Origin of the sequence: Mycobacterium arosiense ATCC BAA-1401 = DSM 45069 (assembly GCF_002086125.1) — a bacterium.
Lineage (GTDB): Bacteria > Actinomycetota > Actinomycetes > Mycobacteriales > Mycobacteriaceae > Mycobacterium > Mycobacterium arosiense.
Genome location: NZ_MVHG01000194.1, coordinates 1 through 1,501, shown reverse-complemented (window position 1 = coordinate 1,501; position 1,501 = coordinate 1). Strand labels below are relative to the sequence as shown.

Below are 1,501 nucleotides of genomic sequence, written 5' to 3'. Positions count from 1 at the left end.
ACACGATCGTGGCAGCATGCGGCGACGGCATCACCCATACTAACAAGAGCGGGCGAATTAACGACTCAGGACACTAGCCCATCCGCGCGAGCACAACGGTTCACCGACCATCCCTTTGGCCGGTGGGCCGCCGGTCGCGTGCGGCTCCTGATCACTGGCAGCGCCAGGCGGTTTCGGGCACAGTGTGCAGTACTAGCGAGAGGTGCCCCATGGAGAAGTCGGTTGCCCCCAGCGCTTCTGGCGCGGTGCAGATGCGGGTGCAGGCGTTGCTTCGGTACCCGGTGAAGTCGATGCTCGGCGAGAGCCTCGATTGCCTGCCGGTCGACGAGCGCGGTGCCGACGGCGACCGGCGATTGGCACTGCTCGACGGTGAGACCGGGCACGTGGCCAGCGCCAAGAATCCCCGGCTATGGCGTGCCCTGCTGACGTGCTCCGCGCACGCGGGCGCCCGGGGGGTGCGCATCGAGTTGCCCGATGGGACCGACGTGGCCGCCGATGATCCCGCAGTCGACGAGCTGATCTCCCGGTTGACGGGTCGGCCGGTCCGACTGATCGCCCAGCGCCCCGACGGCGCGACACTGGTGCGCCCCGATCCGGAGCAACTGCTCGAGCTTGGTCTGGACGCCGAGGTGGGTGGCCGCATTCTGCGCATCGCTGCGGCCACGCCGGGCGAGTCGTTCACCGACGAGGCGCCATTGCACGCGATCACGAGTGCAACGCTTGAGCACATTGGTGTGGAGGCGCTGCGCTACCGCCCGAATGTGGTGATCTCGACGCCGCCCGATTACCCGCCATACGCCGAAAACGACTGGGTGGGCGGCGAAATCGCCGTCGGGGAGGCGCGGCTGCGCGTCCTCACGGCCACGTCCCGCTGCGTGGTGCCCACGCTCGAGCACGGACCGTTACCACGGGCTCCGCAGGCTCTTAGGATCCCCGCGGCCGAAAACCGTTTGGACACAGGCGGTCACGGCAAACAGGCGTGCGCGGGGGTCTACCTCGCCGTGGTCACCAGCAGCGTGATCCGCGTCGGTGACGCCGTCACCGTCGGGCGATAAACCCGCCGTCGCATCGGCGGCACACCGCCACCGCGGCGTCAGCCGCCCAGATTGCGCACCGCCGTGTCGAGTTCTTCGGCCTGCTCGGCCAATTCACGATCGGACGGCTCTTCGTGTCCGACTCGCTGCACCAGTTCCCGGCGCGTCGCGACCCGCAGGGCGCCGCGGTAGTCATCCGAAGTCAGATCCGCCGGCGCGACGACCGCGGCACGGCCCTCGACCACCACCAACGCCGTGTCCGCGTCCGGGCCGGCGAGCAATCGCCGGACGTCGTCGGCACCGATGGCCACGAAGCGCCCCGACCGGTTCGTCGTTGCAACTCGTCGATCGGGCTGGAGGCCTGGGCCTTGCTGAGGTTGTCGGGGACCTGCGTGTTGCCTCACGTCAAGATGCGCGCGAGGGTGGATTCGTTGCCTCATGTGTTTGTGCGCGCTTGGGGATGCGGA

The 1,501-nt window shown here is 68.7% G+C and carries 2 protein-coding genes and 1 pseudogene; 1 reads left to right on the top strand and 2 read right to left on the bottom strand.

The window, feature by feature from the left end:
• The first annotated feature begins 209 nt into the window (after positions 1-209).
• Entirely contained in the window at positions 210-1,055 is an 846-nt protein-coding gene (locus BST14_RS28025; RefSeq protein ID WP_083067481.1) for an MOSC domain-containing protein, read from the top strand.
• Between the two features lie 38 nt (positions 1,056-1,093).
• Here the strand turns inward: BST14_RS28025 and BST14_RS29950 are convergent, their stop codons facing one another.
• Together BST14_RS29950 and BST14_RS31800 are read right to left on the bottom strand one after the other, a co-directional pair.
• Positions 1,094-1,315, bottom strand: a complete 222-nt coding sequence (locus tag BST14_RS29950) for a hypothetical protein (protein ID WP_368731262.1) — start codon at positions 1,313-1,315, stop codon at positions 1,094-1,096.
• Positions 1,237-1,416 (bottom strand): annotated as a pseudogene (locus BST14_RS31800) (hypothetical protein); the annotation flags it as partial. The pseudogene BST14_RS31800 and the gene BST14_RS29950, both read right to left, overlap by 79 nt.
• Positions 1,417-1,501 lie beyond the last annotated feature (85 nt).

What these genes read in the sequence shown, in the direction of transcription:
- BST14_RS28025 (WP_083067481.1), top strand. Translation starts at nt 210, where the DNA reads ATGGAGAAGTCGGTTGCCCCCAGCGCTTCTGGCGCGGTGCAGATGCGG.